The following is a 14,520-nucleotide window of genomic DNA, read 5'->3' as shown; positions in this document are numbered from 1 at the left end:
CCGTGCCCAGGATCGAGGCCGTCGATTTCTTCTATCTCGCCATGCCCGTCGTCACCGACGAGGCCGATGGCAGCCAGGATGCCTTGCTGGTCAGGGTCGCGGCTGGCGGCCATGTCGGCTGGGGCGAATGCGAGGCGGCGCCGCTGCCCTCCATCGCCGCCTTCATCTGCCCGATGTCGCATGGCGTCTGCCGGCCTGTCGCCGATTCCGTGCTCGGGCAGAATCTGGAAAGCCCGGAGGACATCGCCCGCATCGCCGCGGCCGTCGCTTATAACTCGATGGACCTGCTGCAGGCGCCGCATACCTTTTCCGGCGTCGAGATGGCGCTGTGGGATATCCTCGGGAAGATGCGATCCGAGCCGGTCTGGCGCCTGCTCGGCTACGCCAAGAGCCATCCCAAGACGCCCTATGCCTCGGTCCTCTTTGGCGACACGGCGCAGGAAACCCTCGAACGCGCTCGCGATGCCCGCAGCCGCAGCTTCCGCGCCGCGAAGTTCGGCTGGGGGCCGATCGGTCGTGGCAGCGTCGAGGCCGATGCCGAGCATTTCGTCGCTGCCCGCGAGGGTTTGGGGCAGGACGGCATCCTGCTCGTCGATACCGGACAGATCTTCATCGAGGATGTCGCGCGCGCCGCCGCCCGCTTGCCGGCGATGGAAAAGGCCAACGTGCTCTGGTTCGAGGAGCCCTTCCACGCCAGCGCGCTCGAAGCCTATGGCGCTCTTGCCCAGCGCAGCCCCAAGGTCCGTTTGGCCGGCGGGGAGGGCGCCCATAACGAGTCGATGGCGCGGCAGCTCATCGACTATGGCGGCATCGGCTATGTCCAGATCGATTGCGGCCGGATCGGCGGCATCGGCCCGTCCAAGGCGGTGGCGGATTATGCGGTCGCCAAGGGTGTGACCTTCGTCAACCACACCTTCACCTCGCATCTGGCGCTCTCCGCCTCGCTCCAGCCCTATGCGGGCTTGGCCGAGCACGAAATCTGCGAATATCCGGCGATGCCGAAGCCGCTCGCGACCGCGATCTCCGCCAATCATCTGGAGCGCAACGCGAACGGGCAGGTCGCGGCGCCTGATGTACCCGGCCTCGGCATCGATGTCGCGACCACGGCGCTGCGCAGCTATCTGCAGGAGGTCGAGATCTCGGTCGGCGGCAAGCGGCTCTACAGTACGCCGAGTCTCTGACGCGATGTCTGCTTGACGCAGCGCCACGCCCTTATAGGGTGTGCGCCGATCGAGGTTCTCCGGGTTGCTCCCGGAGCTAAGAGGGAATTCGGTGAGGCGCGACCCGCGCCAAAGCCGAGGCTGCCCCCGCAACTGTAAGCGGCGAGCTTTCCGTCCATCGTCCACTGGCGCCTGATGCGCCGGGAAGGCCGGGCGGAAGCGGCATCGACCCGCGAGCCAGGAGACCTGCCCCGGTCGTCGAAGACGTCTTTCGGACGGGGTGTTCCGGAGCTGTGTGTCGATGGCGGCCTTGTGCCGCCTTCCCGTCCCACATGCCCAAGCTGCCCCGGCTGTCATCTCGGGGAGCGATGAAGTCCATGTTCACGAAGACCACCACGCAGGCCGTTCAGGGCGGCTTGACGGCCGCCTGCCGCGCACTCTATCAGAAATGCAACATTGTTACATTTCGGATGGCCTCGATGCCGGTTGCGCGCCCGTTTAACCTGTTTAGCCTCTCGGCCGTTGCTCTATTGGGCGCTCTCGCCACCGGCACGGCCAATGCGGCGCCCACCAAATATCCGCTGACGCTGGAGAATTGCCGCGAGACGATCACCTTCAACGCCGCGCCCAAGCGCGTCGTCGCGATCGGCCAGACCCAGACGGAAATTCTTTATGCGCTGGGCCTCGGCGACCGCGTCGTCGGCACGGCGGTCTGGTTCTCGCCTGTGGCCAAGCCCTATGAGGCGGTCAACGCCAAGGTGAAGCGTCTCGCCGACAACGATCCGAGCTTTGAGGCGGTGCTGGCGCAGGAGCCCGATCTCGTCACGGCGATGTTCGAATGGCATGTCGGGCCCAACGGCATCGTCGGCAAGCGCGACCAGTTCGCCAAGGTGAAGGTGCCGGCTTACGTCTCGCCGACCGATTGCGTCGGCAAGGACAATTCCGGTGCCGGCGACGGGGTGCGCACCCAGATGTTCACGATGGAGCTGGTCTATCGCAACATCCGCGAATTCGGCGCGATCTTCGACGTAGCCGACCGGGCCGAGACGCTCGTCGCCGAACTCAAGGCCCGCGAGGAGAAGGCGGTCGAGCAGGTCGCCAAGCTCAAGGCGCAGGACGTGCCGGTCGTCGTCTGGTTCTCCAGCAAGGACATCAAGGGCGACGGCTTCATGGCCGGCAAGAACGGCGTGCCCGCCTATATCCTGTCGAAGCTCGGCGCCCGCAACATCATCTCGACCAACGAGGAATGGCCTCTGGTCGGCTGGGAGAGCATCGCCGCTGCCAACCCGGCGGTGATCGTCACCGTCAAGATGGATCGCCGCCGCTTTCCGGCCGACGATATCGAGAAGAAGCTGGAATTCCTGAAGACCGACCCGGTCGCCAGCAAGCTCGATGCGGTCAGGAACAACCGCGTCGTCATCCTGGATGTGGGCGCGACCCGCGCCGGGCTCGACACGGTCGACGGCATCGAGACCCTCGCCAAGGCGATCGCGGGCTTCGGGCTCTCGCGTTGAGCCACGCCGCCCATGGGCCGAACTGGCCGGCGCGGATCGGCATCGCGCTGGCCTCGCTGCTGGCGCTGACCTTATCGGTCGCGCTGGCGGTGACGATCGGCGAGATGCGCATCCCGCTGGACACGGCCCTGAAGGCGCTCGGCAACGGGCTGTTCGATCTCGACTTCCCGGTCAGCGCGATCCAGCAGGGCGTGATCTTCGATTATCGCCTGAGCCGCGCGCTGATGGCGGGGCTCTGCGGCGGCGCGCTCGCCCTGTCGGGCGCGATCCTGCAGGCGCTGCTGCGCAATCCCTTGGCCGAGCCCTATATCCTCGGCATCTCGGCCGGCGCCTCGACCGGCGCCGTCGCGGTACTGATCCTCGGCATCAGCATCGGCGGCGCGGTGCTCTCGGTATCGGCCGGCGCCTTCATCGGCTCCTGCGCCGCGCTCGTCGTCGTCGCCTTGCTGGCGGCGGGGGCGGGTGGGGCGAGCGACCGCGTCATCCTGGCCGGCGTCGCCACCTCTCAGCTCTTCAACGCGGCAACCGCGACGATCGTGACCACGCTCGCCAGTGCCGAGCAGGCGCGCGGCGTGATGTTCTGGCTGCTCGGCAACTTCGGCGGCGTGCGCTGGCCCGATCTCTGGATGGCGGCGCCGGTTGCCTTCATCGGCTTCGGCATCTGCATGCTCCACGCCAAGGTGCTGGACGCGTTCGCCTTCGGCGTCGATGCAGCCGCCTCGCTCGGCGTCGCGGTGACGCGGGTGAAGGTTGTGCTCTTCGCGACCACGGCGGTGATGACGGCGGTGATGGTCTCGATCGTCGGCACGGTCGGCTTCGTCGGCCTGATCATTCCCCATGCCGCGCGCTTCCTCGTCGGCTCCGGCCATGCCCGCCTGCTGCCGGCCTGCCTCGTCATCGGCGCGATCTTCATGATCCTCGCGGATATCCTCTCCCGCATCCTGATACCCCAACAGATCCTGCCGATCGGCGTGGTCACCGCGCTCTTCGGCGCCCCGGTCTTCGCTCTGATCCTCTATCGTGCCCGGAGGCCGGCATGACGCTCGCCACTCGCGAGGTCCGCTGGGGCGCCGGCGGCCGCATGATCGTCGATGGCGTGACGCTGGAGGCGGCGCCCGGCCGGGTGCTCGGCCTGATCGGCCCGAACGGCTCCGGCAAGTCGAGCCTGCTCCGATTGCTCTGCCGCCTGCGCAATGTCGCGAGCGGCGTCGTCACGCTCGACGGAAATGACATCGCCGCCGTGCCGCGCCGCGAGCTCGCCCGCCGCCTCGCCTTCGTCGAGCAGCAGGCGACGACCGAGATCCAGCTCTCCGTCTGCGACGTCGTCCGGCTCGGCCGAACGCCGCATCGCGCAGCGCTTGCCTCCTGGAACGACGCCGACGAAGCCGCCGTCAACGAGGCGCTGGCGCGGGTTGGGCTGACCGAGCGGCACGATCAGTTCTGGCATACGCTCTCGGGCGGAGAGCGCCAGCGCGTCCATATCGCCCGCGCGCTCGCGCAGGAGCCGAGCGAGCTGATCCTCGACGAGCCGACCAATCATCTCGATATCCAGCACCAGCTCTCGATCCTGAGCCTGGTCCGCCGCCTCGGCATCACCTGCATCATGGCGCTGCACGATCTCAACCTCGCCGCCATGTTCTGCGACGAGATCGCGCTGCTGCATGATGGGAGGCTTCAGGCGGCCGGCGCGCCGGAGGAGGTCCTGACGGCCGAGGCGATCCAGCGCATCTTCGGTGTCGCGGTCTCGATCCGCTTGGGAGACTCAGGCCGCCGTCACATCGAATACCTGATCGAGGCCGAGCCGAGGAAGGCTGCGCCCGGAAGCGATTGAGGCCGGGCCTCTACTCCGCGGCCGCCTGCCGCTTGTCGAAGAAGCGTTCGCAGGCTTCGGCGACGCGCGCGACGGAGGCGTCGTTCACATCGAGATGGGTGACCCAGCGCAAAGTGCCGTAACGCCCGCTGACGGCGATGCCGCGCTCGCGCAGGAATGCAGCAAACGCTGCGGTATCAAGCGTCTTCGGCGCCATGAACACCATGTTCGTGCGAGCCGGTCCCGCGCCAAGCGCGGGGAAAAGCCCTAGCACCTCGGCGAGCGACGCAGCACGCTGATGATCCTCGGCGAGTCGGTTGACGTTATGCTCCAGCGCATAGATCGCTGCTGCCGCGATCACGCCGGTCTGGCGCATGCCGCCGCCCAGCATCTTGCGGATGCGGCGGGCCTTCGCGATGAAATCCTTCGGGCCGACCAATATCGACCCGATTGGCGCGCCGAGGCCCTTGGACAGGCAGAGCGACACCGTGTCGAACTGCCCGGCGATCCAGGCTGCATCGCGATTGCTCGCCGCTGCCGCGTTCATCAGGCGGGCGCCGTCGAGATGGGTGGCGAGCCCACGCGAACGGGCAAGCCCGGTCGCGGCTTCCAGATAGGCGTCCGGTAGGACAAGGCCGTTGAACGTGTTCTCCAGCGCCAGCAGGCGCGTCATCGCGAAATGGAAATCGTTCGGCTTGATCGCATTGGCGATGGCCTCGAGCGCGATCGTGCCGTCCGGCTCGTTGGGCAGGGGCTGCGGCTGGATCGAACCGAGGACCGCCGCGCCGCCACCTTCCAGCCGATAGGTATGGGCCATCTGGCCGACGATATATTCCTCGCCACGCTCGCAATGGGCCATCAGCCCGGCGAGATTGGCCTGCGTGCCGGTCGGGAAGAAGAGGGCCGCTTCCTTGCCGAGCCGCTCGGCGGTCATGGCTTCCAGCCGCTTCGTCGTCTGGCAATCGTCATAGACAGCGTCGCCGACCTCCGCCGCCGCCATGGCGGCGCGCATCCCGTCGCCGGGGCGCGTCACCGTATCCGAGCGGAAATCATCCACGATCATCGATCCGATCCTTGCGGGCTGTGTGGCCACACTACCCGGCACTCGCCCGAGCCATCATGCAAAATTGACGGGGGAGGGCTCAGCATTCCGGCAGGTTGACCGCGAGCCCGCCGAGGCTGGTTTCCTTGAAACGCTCGTTCATGGCCTCGCCGGTCTGGCGCATCGCCTCGATGCAATTGTCCAGCGGCATGAAATGCGAGCCGTCGCCGCGCAGCGCCAGCGACGCGGCCGCTACCGCCTTGATCGCGCCGATGCCGTTGCGCTCGATGCAAGGCACCTGGACGAGACCGGCCGCAGGGTCGCATGTCATGCCGAGATGGTGCTCCAGCGCGATCTCGGCCGCGTTCTCGATCTGGGCGGGCGAGCCGCCGAGCACCGCGCAGAGCCCGGCCGCGGCCATGGCGGCGGCGGAGCCGACCTCGCCCTGGCAGCCGGCCTCGGCCCCGGAAATCGAGGCATTGTGCTTGATCAGTCCGCCGATCGCCGCCGCCGTCAGCAGGAAATCGGCGACCTTCTCCGGCTCCGCGCCGACGCAATGGTCGAGATAATAGCGCAGGACGGCCGGCACGACGCCGGCCGCTCCGTTTGTCGGAGAGGTCACGACCCGGCCGCCGGCCGCGTTCTCCTCGTTCACAGCCATGGCGTAGACGCTCAGCCAATCCGTCGAGGCGTGCGGCTGGGCGCGGTTGGCGAGCTTTTCGGCTGCCAGTTGCTGGTGGATGAGCGCCGCCCGGCGCCGCACGCGCAGGCCGCCAGGCAATTCACCCTCCTGGCTCATGCCGCGCTCGATGCAGTCGTTCATCACCGACCAGAGCCGGGCGAGGCCGCTATCGACCTCTTCCTGAGACAGGCGATGGATTTCGTTGGCGCGCTTCATCTCCGCGATGGAGAGGCCGCTTTCCCGGGCCATGCGTAGCATCGCCGCCGCATTGGCGAACGGGTAGGGCCAGGATGCGGCTTCCGTAGCGGCGGCCGGCGCCTCGCGCTCCTGTGCCGTCACCACGAAGCCGCCGCCGATCGAGTAATAGGTCTCGGACAGAATTTCCGTACCGGCGGAATCGCGGGCGCTGAAGACGAGCCCATTGGCATGGCCGGGCAGGGGCGGCCCGTAATCGAAGACGATGTCCGTCGCGGGGTCGAAGACCAGCGGCGGCAGGCCGTCATGCCGCAGGAGATGGCTGCGGCCGAGTTCGTCGAGCCCACGCTCAGCCGCGTCGAAATCGAAGGCGGCCGGCGTCCAGCCGAGCAGGCCGAGCGCCACGGCGCGATCGGTGGCATGGCCCTTTCCGGTGAAGGCGAGCGAGCCGTAGAGCGTCGCGCGGACCGCCGCGGCGCGATCGCGCGACGGGGCCTGGCGCAGCAGCTCAAGGAAATGTCCTGCCGCCGTCATCGGCCCCATCGTGTGCGAGGACGACGGGCCGATGCCGATCTTGAAGACGTCGAATACGCTCAGGAACATTCCTACCCCCTGTCGAACTTGCTTTATGTGTCCGGCGCGAAGCCCAGAGGGAAATCGTCACGCCGTCACGCTTTGGATCGCCTCCGTCCGCGCGCAGGCCATCGCCTATTCCGATGGCATGACGGGCGGCGAAAGGGAATGTCCGGCCCAGCCGAAGACGGCCTTCGCCATGGTCTCGAGATGATCGGCGGCCGAAAAGCCGGATACGCGCTTGCGCGGCTTCAGGTCGTGGTCGCCATCTTCCAGCCAGAGCAGCTCGATCGCCGGCGAAAGCGCATAGGTCGAGACCTCGTCGCGCGTACCGAACTCGTCCCGCGTGCCCTGCACGATCAAGGCGGGTGTCCTGAGATCGACGAGATGCGCGGTTCGCAATTGCCCGGGCTTGCCGGGCGGGTGGAAGGGATAGCCGAGGCAGAGCAGGCCCTGGACCCGTCCGGCCTCGAACAGGGAATCGGCCACCATGCTGGCGACGCGCCCGCCCATCGACTTGCCGCCGATGACGAGCGTGCCCTTGGCACCGAGCGCCTCGATCGCGGCGAGGTATTGCGGATTGAGCTTCTCGGCCTTTGGCGGGGGTGTGCGTCCCGTTCCGGTTCGTCTCGCCGCCATATAGTCGAACTCGAAGCGGGCGACGCGAAAGCCGGCGCCAGCCAGCGCCTCGGCGGCCGCCGTCATCGATGCCGAATCCATCGGCGCACCGGCTCCGTGCGCCAGGAGAATGGTCACATCGGCTCTGTCAGGGCCATTGAACAGAAACATCGGCTTCAGGTCCCGCAGAACGTCGCCAGCACGCGCTCATGCAGGGCGGGCGGCCGCGCATAGTCTTCACGGCCGGGCTGATCGTCGAAGGGCCGGGAGAGCACTTCGAGAAGGGTTTCGAACGGCGCGAGATCATCGCGCTCGACGGCTGCCTCGATCACAGCCTCGACCTGGTGGTTCCGCGGGATGAACAGAGGATTGGTCCGCAGCATCGCATCCCGCCGCGTCTCGGCTGATGCAGCCTCCCGCAGCAGGCGCTGGCGCCACCGGTTTTCCCAGGCGTCGAAGGCCGAGGGATTGCCGAAGAGGCTACGGCAGGCATCGGCATTGCCCGCTGGACCGGCAGCCTCGCTGAGGCGGCGGAAGACCAGCGTGAAATCGGCTTCGCCCTGCTGCATCGCCTCGAGCAGCGTCCTGATGAGATCGACATCCTCCGCTTCCTCGCTCGCAAGACCGAGCTTTCGGCGGAAGCCCGCGATCAGATGCGCCTGGAACTGGGGATCGAATCGGTCGAGCGCTCCTTGCGCGATCGGCACGGCCTTGTCGATGTCCTCGTCCTGCAGCGGCAGCAGCGTCTCGGCGAAGCGGGTGAGGTTCCAGCGGGCGATCGGCGGCTGGTTGGCATAGGCATAGCGGCCGCGCTCGTCGATCGAGGAGAACACGGTCGTCGGGTGATAGGTGTCCATGAAGGCGCAGGGGCCGTAATCGATGGTCTCGCCGGCAATCGACATGTTGTCGGTGTTCATCACGCCGTGGATGAAGCCGATCGTCATCCATTGCGCGATCAGCGCGGCCTGCGCGGCGATCACCGCCTCCAGCAGGGCGAGATGGCGCCCGTCGCCGGCGCAGGCCGGATAATGCCTGATGATGACATGGTCGGCGAGCAGGCGCAGGGCTTCGTGATCGCCGCGCGCGGCGAAGAACTGGAAGGTGCCGATCCGGATATGGCTGGAGGCGACGCGAGTCAGCACGGCACCGGGTAGCAAGGTCTCGCGCCGGACGGAATCGCCTGTCAGGACGGCGGCCAGCGCGCGCGTCGTCGGCACGCCGAGCACCGCCATCGCCTCGCTGACGATATACTCGCGCAGCACCGGGCCGAGCGCGGCGCGGCCATCGCCCCGGCGCGAGAACGGCGTCGGGCCCGCGCCCTTGAGCTGGAGATCGTGACGCCGGCCGTCCCGGTCGACGAGCTCGCCGAGCAGAATGGCGCGCCCGTCGCCGAGTTGCGGGCTGAACCCGCCGAACTGGTGTCCGGCATAGGCCGTTGCGATCGAGGCGGCGCCCGCCGGCACGTCATTGCCGGCCAGCATCGCCACGCCGTCGGGACTGTTCAGCCAGCCTGCGTCAAGCCCGAGCTGCGCTGCCAGCGGCTCGTTCAGCCGCAAGAGCCGCGGCGCCGGAACCGGTGTCGGGGCGACCGTGGCGTAGAAGCGCTCAGGCAGGCGCGCATAGGAATTGTCGAAGGGGATCGCGACCATCGGCCATAGATATACCCGGCTGGCCAAGGCGCAACACGGCGGAGCTTGGGCGATCGGTGAGCCGCGAGGGGCAAGCCCTGGGGTGGCATCGTTTAATATATATCATTTCTGCATAGCGACGTTCTGCAAAAGAATTTTCCGTATTTCCTCCAGGCTCTATCCTTGGATCTGCCGGCAGGGGCCTTGCGCCCTACAGGCCGGCCGCGCGCCTGAAGTCGCCGTCACCGGAGGCATCGGGCACGCCGCTGGACGTCGCGCTGCGCGTTGCCGATCCGCATTCCTGGGAGGAACCCATGAAACAGACCCGCTTTTCGATTGGCGTCGCCGCTTTGCAGTTCGCGGCGGTGTGCGGCGTCATGGTGGCGAGCATCTCCACCGGCCACGCGCAGATGTCGCAGCGCGGCTGGGTTTCCGTTTCGGCCTGCACGCCGGCTGGTCCGCTGATCCCGACCAATACGACCGAGAGCTGCGGCTCCGACATCCTGCAGCCGATCCTGGCCGGGCTCGTCACGAACGATGCGAAGACCGGCGCGATCATCGAGGATCTCGCTGAGGCGGTGACCACCGCCGACAACAAGACCTGGACGATCAAGCTCCATAAAGGGCGCAAGTTCCACGACGGCACCGAGGTTCTCGCCAGGAACTTCGTGGATGCCTGGAACTGGGCCGCCTATGGCCCCAATGGCCAGTCGAACAACGACTGGTTCTCCATCGTCGTCGGCTATGAAGCCCTCAATCCCAAGGCGCCGAAAGGCGAGAAGCCGCCGGCTCCCGCGACCAACCGGATGAGCGGGCTCAGGATCATCAGTGACCATGAATTCCAGGTCGAGCTGAAGAATCCGGTGCCGGTCTTCAAGGCCCAGCTCAGCTACAAGGCCTTCTATCCGATGCCGGATTCGTTCTTTGCGGACCCCGCCGCCTTCGGCCGCAAGCCGATCGGGGCCGGGCCGTTCCAGCTTGTCTCCGGTTCCCCGGATTCAGGCTACAAGCTCGCGGCTTTCGCTGGCTATACCGGGCCGGCCAAGCCCTCGATCAAGGGCATCGATCTCAAGATCTACACGAGCCGCGAAGCGGCCTATAACGATCTGGTCGCCGGCAATCTCGATCTGCTGCGCGACATCCCGGCCTCCAAGCTCGTCGCCGACCTCTGGAAGCGCGACTTGCGTGGGCGCATCGTCGTTCAGCCGCGCGCCAACATCCAGGCGCTGGGCATGCCCTATACCGACGCCAACCCGCAATTGCTCAAGCCGGCGGTCCGGCAGGCGCTGTCGATGGCGATCGACCGCAAGGCGATCGTCGACATCCTCTTCAACGGCATCGGGCAGCCCGCCACGGGCTGGGTACCGCCCGGCGTCGAGGGCTACCAGCCCGGCGCCTGCGGTGCGTATTGCAGCTTCGATCCCGCCAAGGCCAAGGAATTGCTGGCCAAGGCCGGCGGCTACAAGGGCGACGTCAAGCTCTACTATGCCGGCGACAGCGAGGTGAAATCCGCGATGGATGCGGTCTGCAACAGCATCCAGAACACGCGTGGCATCACCTGCGTGACCTCGGCGCTGTCCGACAACGCGACCTTCCGATCCTATACCCGCTCCGGCAAGGCCGATGGGCCGTTCCCGTCCAACTGGACGATGGACTACCCCTCGATCGACAATGCCCTGATCCCGCTCTACTCGAAGGACGGCACGTCCAACCGCGGCGCCTATGAGAGCGTGGCCTTCGATGCGCTGATGGACAAGGCCGCGAAGGAAGATTCGGCGGCTGCGATCAAGACCTATCAGGAGGCCGAGCGGCTTCTGGCGGCGGAGATGCCGCGCGTGCCGCTGTGGAATCCGGCCATGACCGTCGGCCACTCGCCGAAGGTCCGCTCCGTCACGCTCTACGCCAATGGCCGCATCGACTACTCGGCGCTGTCGCTGAAGGACTGATGCGCGGCATCCGCCACGGCCGAGAAACGCGAGCGACGACATGACGGGCTATATCCTGCGCCGCCTCCTGCAATTCATCCCGGTGTTCCTGGGCACGACCTTCGTGGTCTTCTTCCTGGCCTGGGGCATGCCGGGGGATCCGCTCGCCGGCAAATGCGGCGACCGGGAATGCCCGGACGCCTTCGTTGCGGCGGCGACCGAGGAGTTCAAGCTCGATCGCCCGCTGATCGTGCGCTACGGCTATTATCTCGGCGATCTCGCGCGCGGCGATCTCGGCCGTTCGTTCACGGGACGGGACGTCTCGGAGCAGCTCGTCGCGGCCTTTCCCGCGACGGTGCGGCTGGCGCTGCTCGCCGTGCTGATCGAGGTCGTGCTCGGCATCACCATCGGCGTCGTCGCGGCGCTGCGGCCGGGCAAGACATTCGATACCGCGACCATGATGCTGGGGCTGGGCATCATCGCCTTTCCCAGTTTCGTCGTCGCAAACCTGGCGCAGCTCGTGTTCGGTGTCCGGCTCGGCTGGTTCCCGGTGACGGTAAGCGATCCGACGAGCTTCTTCGAGCTCCTGCTGCCGGCGATCGTCCTGGCGCTGGCGCATCAGGTCACGCTCTCCCGCCTGACGCGCTCGGCCGTAATCGAGACCATGCAGAGCGACTATGTCCGCACGGCCCGGGCCAAGGGACTCGGCGAAGCGCGCATCGTCATCGTGCATGCCCTGCGCAACAGCCTGATCCCGGCCGTGACCTATATCGGGAAGGATATCGGCGGCTTGCTCGCTGGCGCCGTCGTCGTCGAAGGCGTCTTCAACATCAGCGGCGTTGGCGGGCTGATCGTCCAGTCGATCCGCAGCCATGACGGCATCACCATCGTCGGCGCCGTCACCGTGGTCGTCGTCGCCTACCTGTTCATCAATCTCCTCGTCGACCTCTCCTACGCCGTGCTGGACCCCCGGATCCGCTATGACTGATCTTCTTCAGGCTGCTCCGCCCGCCGGAACAGAGCCGCACCGGCCCAGCCGCTCTCTCACCGGAGAGGCACTGGCGCAGCTCGCCCGCTCGCCCCTGGTCTGGATCTCGCTCGTGGTCCTTCTGGTCCTTGTCGCGATGGCGATCGCGCCCGGCCTCTTCACCTCGGTCGATCCGCAGCGCTGCATCCTGCTGAACTCGCGCAAGCCGCCTGTCTACGGAAGCTGGTTCGGCTTCGACATCCAGGGCTGCGACGTGTTCGCGCGGACGGTCCATGGCGCTCGCGCCTCCCTGTCCGTGGCGCTTCTGGCGACGCTGGGGAGCACGTTCATCGGCGGGATGCTGGGGCTGGTCGCCGGCCTGAAGGGCGGCGTGGTCGATGCCGTCATCTCGCGCGTCACCGATGTCGTCCTAGGCCTGCCGACCCTGCTCGGAGCGATCGTCATCCTCGCCACGCTGGGCAGCTCGGGCAGCGGCGTGCTGCGCCTCGCTCTGGTGCTGTCGCTGCTCGGCTGGGCCACGGAGGCGCGGTTGATGCGCGCGAGCGTCCTGCAAACCCGCAACGCGGAATATGTTGATGCCGCTCGCGCCGCGGGGGCAAGCAGCCTGCGGATTGCGCTGCGCCATGTGCTGCCGAATTCGGTCGCGCCCTTGCTCGTTCTCGCGACGCTGTCGCTCGGCGGCTATGTCGGCACCGAAGCGACCCTGTCCTATCTCGGCCTGGGCTTGCAGCCGCCGGTGATCTCATGGGGCACCGCGATCAGCGACGCTCAGCCCTATCTCGCCAGTGCGCCGCACATGCTGCTCTTCCCCAGCCTCGTGCTGACCGTCACCGTGCTGGCGCTGGTGCTGCTCGGCGAAGCCGTCCGGCGCGCCTTCGATCCCCGCTCGCGCTGATGCTGTCCGGTTGAGCAACGATCCCGACCACCAAGGCAATTGGCTGTCATGAACCCGTTCGCATCCTTCCTGAACAACCAGCTCTTCGCAGGCGGCCCCAGCGACACGGTCGTCACGCGCAGGGAGGCGCAGGCCGATCTGGAGGCGCTGCATGACATCATTCGGGACCGCCACTCCTATGTGTCCGCCGTGGCCTATCCCTATGAGCGCGCCATCGCGGTGATGAGCGAGCAGCTGCCGGACGAGGTCTCGGTCCGCAATCTCGCGCTGCAGGTCCAGAAGCTCGTCCAGCATCTCGGGGATTCCCACGCCCAGGTCGTCGACTGGATGCAGGCCCTGCCGGGCGGCTATAGCCCCTTCGCGATCGGCATCGAGAACGACCGGGCCTTCGCCTATGATCCGCAGGCACGGGTCCTGCTCGATGCGGACCATCCTTTTGTCCGGTCGATCGATGGCCTGCCGTTCTTCTGTTGGCTGGAGCGAGCCGGCGACATCGCGAGCGGGCCATACGCCTCCCGCTCGCAGCGTCTCGTCCGCAGCCTGCGGCTGCTGCGCCATATCGGTTACCTGCGTTCCGAACTCGGGCTACCGGATGAGCCGACCATCGCCGTCGAGCTCTGCGATGCGGCCAACCGCTCGGCCAGGACCGTCATGATCCCGGTCGCGGAGGCGCTGGTGGCGTCCGGGCCACTGCTGCCGCTGTCGAACGAAAGCGGCGTCCGGCTGGGGAATATCGGCTATCTCCGCATCTACTCCCAGAGCGACAGCGCGCTTGCCGCCCGCATCGACGCGCTGATGGCACCGCTGCGCGATACGGACTCCCTGATCATCGACGCAAGGCAATGCGGCGGCGGCACGCGCGAATGCTTGTCGGCGCTCTTTCCCTATTTCATGACGCCGGAGGACGGTCCTTACATCCACAACGTCGCGAGGTTGAGAGCGCCGGCCGATACGCCAGTCCAGACCCTGATCGACCTGCTCAAGGTCGACGACAAGGCCATGTTCTTCCGTGCCGACTCGAGCCGCCCCGCCGATGAGAAGGCCGCTCTGGAAGCTCTGCTGACCGGCTTCCATCCGCAATGGCAGGTGCCCGAGGGGGATTTCACCGACTGGTATTACGGCGTGCTTCGCGCCTTGCCCGGCAAGCCGCATTACGACCGGCCGGTCTATCTCCTGATGGACTGGGGTGTCGGCAGCGCCGGGGACATCTTCGTCTCGACCTTCAAGGGCTGGCGAAACGTCACGCTGGTCGGCTCGGCGAGCAACGGGCGCAGCGGCAACAGCATTCCCTTCCTGCTGCCGAACAGCGGCATCCGGGTGCGCCTCTCGACGATGGCCTCCTTCCAGAAGACCGGCGAGATGTATGACGGCTTCGGCATTGCCCCCGATCTGTTCATGGAAGCACGGATGTCGGATTGGCTGGGCGAGACCGACACGATCCTCGACCGCGCCCTGGCGATGGCGCGGCGCGGAGCCTGAACTTTCGTCGA

Annotated in this window: 12 protein-coding genes and 1 riboswitch; of the genes, 8 read left to right on the top strand and 4 right to left on the bottom strand. The window is 67.0% G+C overall.

Annotated elements, in window-relative coordinates; genetic code table 11:
* Positions 1–2: 2 nt before the first annotated feature.
* The 4 genes from AC3WMA_RS02630 to AC3WMA_RS02615 all read left to right on the top strand — a co-directional run bounded on the left by AC3WMA_RS02630 (position 3) and on the right by AC3WMA_RS02615 (position 4,505).
* Positions 3–1,181, top strand: coding sequence for a mandelate racemase/muconate lactonizing enzyme family protein (locus AC3WMA_RS02630; RefSeq protein WP_492283848.1), 1,179 nt, complete (start codon positions 3–5; stop codon positions 1,179–1,181).
* A 35-nt stretch (positions 1,182–1,216) separates the two neighbouring features.
* Positions 1,217–1,428, top strand: a riboswitch (cobalamin riboswitch).
* Positions 1,429–1,639: 211 nt separating this feature from the next.
* Positions 1,640–2,674, top strand: coding sequence for an ABC transporter substrate-binding protein (locus AC3WMA_RS02625; RefSeq protein WP_492284730.1), 1,035 nt, complete (start codon positions 1,640–1,642; stop codon positions 2,672–2,674).
* Positions 2,671–3,714: a FecCD family ABC transporter permease gene (locus AC3WMA_RS02620; RefSeq protein WP_492283847.1), complete on the top strand. Its 1,044-nt coding sequence runs from the start codon at positions 2,671–2,673 to the stop codon at positions 3,712–3,714. The genes AC3WMA_RS02625 and AC3WMA_RS02620 overlap by 4 nt, the downstream gene beginning before the upstream one ends.
* Positions 3,711–4,505, top strand: a complete 795-nt coding sequence (locus AC3WMA_RS02615) for an ABC transporter ATP-binding protein (RefSeq protein ID WP_492283846.1) — start codon at positions 3,711–3,713, stop codon at positions 4,503–4,505. The genes AC3WMA_RS02620 and AC3WMA_RS02615 overlap by 4 nt, the downstream gene beginning before the upstream one ends.
* A gap of 10 nt (positions 4,506–4,515) precedes the next feature.
* Here AC3WMA_RS02615 and ltaE read toward each other — a convergent pair whose 3' ends face one another.
* From ltaE to AC3WMA_RS02595, 4 genes are all read right to left on the bottom strand, one after another.
* Complete coding sequence (gene ltaE / locus AC3WMA_RS02610) at positions 4,516–5,547, bottom strand: low-specificity L-threonine aldolase (RefSeq protein ID WP_492283845.1); 1,032 nt, start codon at positions 5,545–5,547, stop codon at positions 4,516–4,518.
* Between the two features lie 79 nt (positions 5,548–5,626).
* Positions 5,627–7,006 carry an L-serine ammonia-lyase gene (locus AC3WMA_RS02605; RefSeq protein WP_492283844.1) on the bottom strand — a complete coding sequence of 460 codons (1,380 nt, stop codon included), beginning with the start codon at positions 7,004–7,006 and terminating at the stop codon, positions 5,627–5,629.
* Positions 7,007–7,111: 105 nt separating this feature from the next.
* Entirely contained in the window at positions 7,112–7,774 is a 663-nt protein-coding gene (locus AC3WMA_RS02600) for an alpha/beta hydrolase family protein (protein ID WP_492284729.1), read from the bottom strand.
* A complete protein-coding gene (locus tag AC3WMA_RS02595) occupies positions 7,771–9,243 on the bottom strand; it encodes a protein adenylyltransferase SelO (RefSeq protein ID WP_492283843.1) in 1,473 nt (490 codons plus the stop codon). The genes AC3WMA_RS02600 and AC3WMA_RS02595 overlap by 4 nt, the downstream gene beginning before the upstream one ends.
* A 293-nt stretch (positions 9,244–9,536) precedes the next feature.
* Here AC3WMA_RS02595 and AC3WMA_RS02590 point away from each other — a divergent pair, with 293 nt between their 5' ends.
* Genes AC3WMA_RS02590 through AC3WMA_RS02575 form a run of 4 tightly spaced genes read left to right on the top strand, consistent with a single transcriptional unit; the run spans position 9,537 to position 14,509 of the window.
* A complete protein-coding gene (locus AC3WMA_RS02590; protein WP_492283842.1) occupies positions 9,537–11,168 on the top strand; it encodes a peptide ABC transporter substrate-binding protein in 1,632 nt (543 codons plus the stop codon).
* 40 nt (positions 11,169–11,208) lie between these two features.
* On the top strand, positions 11,209–12,135 hold the full coding sequence (locus AC3WMA_RS02585; protein WP_492283841.1) for an ABC transporter permease: 927 nt from the start codon (positions 11,209–11,211) through the stop codon (positions 12,133–12,135).
* Entirely contained in the window at positions 12,128–13,030 is a 903-nt protein-coding gene (locus AC3WMA_RS02580; RefSeq protein ID WP_492283840.1) for an ABC transporter permease, read from the top strand. The genes AC3WMA_RS02585 and AC3WMA_RS02580 overlap by 8 nt, the downstream gene beginning before the upstream one ends.
* 48 nt (positions 13,031–13,078) lie before the next feature.
* Positions 13,079–14,509: a S41 family peptidase gene (locus AC3WMA_RS02575; protein ID WP_492283839.1), complete on the top strand. Its 1,431-nt coding sequence runs from the start codon at positions 13,079–13,081 to the stop codon at positions 14,507–14,509.
* Positions 14,510–14,520: the final 11 nt, after the last annotated feature.

It is taken from the genome of Allobosea sp. FW305-C-101, from assembly GCF_058783685.1.
This window is presented reverse-complemented; position numbering and strand designations above follow the sequence as displayed.

Coding starts and splice junctions, on each gene's coding strand:
- AC3WMA_RS02625 (WP_492284730.1), top strand. CDS start 1,640: ATGCCGGTTGCGCGCCCGTTTAACCTGTTTAGCCTCTCGGCCGTTGCT.
- AC3WMA_RS02615 (WP_492283846.1), top strand. CDS start 3,711: ATGACGCTCGCCACTCGCGAGGTCCGCTGGGGCGCCGGCGGCCGCATG.
- ltaE (WP_492283845.1), bottom strand. CDS start 5,547: ATGATCGTGGATGATTTCCGCTCGGATACGGTGACGCGCCCCGGCGAC.
- AC3WMA_RS02605 (WP_492283844.1), bottom strand. CDS start 7,006: ATGTTCCTGAGCGTATTCGACGTCTTCAAGATCGGCATCGGCCCGTCG.
- AC3WMA_RS02595 (WP_492283843.1), bottom strand. CDS start 9,243: ATGGTCGCGATCCCCTTCGACAATTCCTATGCGCGCCTGCCTGAGCGC.
- AC3WMA_RS02590 (WP_492283842.1), top strand. CDS start 9,537: ATGAAACAGACCCGCTTTTCGATTGGCGTCGCCGCTTTGCAGTTCGCG.
- AC3WMA_RS02585 (WP_492283841.1), top strand. CDS start 11,209: ATGACGGGCTATATCCTGCGCCGCCTCCTGCAATTCATCCCGGTGTTC.
- AC3WMA_RS02580 (WP_492283840.1), top strand. CDS start 12,128: ATGACTGATCTTCTTCAGGCTGCTCCGCCCGCCGGAACAGAGCCGCAC.
- AC3WMA_RS02575 (WP_492283839.1), top strand. CDS start 13,079: ATGAACCCGTTCGCATCCTTCCTGAACAACCAGCTCTTCGCAGGCGGC.